This window comes from Pseudomonas sp. FME51 (assembly GCF_014897305.1).
The window spans coordinates 1-557 of the sequence record NZ_JABUYN010000054.1; the positions used below are offsets into that span (position 1 = coordinate 1).

Annotated in this window: 1 rRNA gene; it reads left to right on the forward strand. The window is 49.6% G+C overall.

Going from position 1 to position 557, the window contains the following annotated elements:
* Positions 1–17: 17 nt before the first annotated feature.
* Positions 18–557: ribosomal RNA gene (locus INT39_RS22375) — 23S ribosomal RNA — on the forward strand; the annotation flags it as partial.

Consider the following 557-nt stretch of genomic DNA (forward strand, 5'->3'; position numbering starts at 1 on the left):
ACACCTTCGGGTTGTGAGGTTAAGCGAATAAGCGTACACGGTGGATGCCTAGGCAATCAGAGGCGATGAAGGACGTGCTAATCTGCGATAAGCGTCGGTAAGGTGATATGAACCGTTATAACCGACGATTTCCGAATGGGGAAACCCAATATCCAATGGATATTATCATTACGTGAATACATAGCGTAATGAAGCGAACCGGGAGAACTGAAACATCTCAGTACCCCGAGGAAAAGAAATCAACCGAGATTCCCCTAGTAGCGGCGAGCGAACGGGGAACAGCCCAGAGTCTTAATCAATAGCAGCATCAGGAGAACGGTCTGGAAAGTCCGGCAGTAAAGGGTGATAGCCCCGTATCTGAAGATGTTGTTATTGTGAACTCGACGAGTAGGGCGGGACACGTGTTATCCTGTCTGAATATGGGGGGACCATCCTCCAAGGCTAAATACTCCTGATTGACCGATAGTGAACCAGTACCGTGAGGGAAAGGCGAAAAGAACCCCGGCGAGGGGAGTGAAAAAGAACCTGAAACCGTGTACGTACAAGCAGTAGGAGCC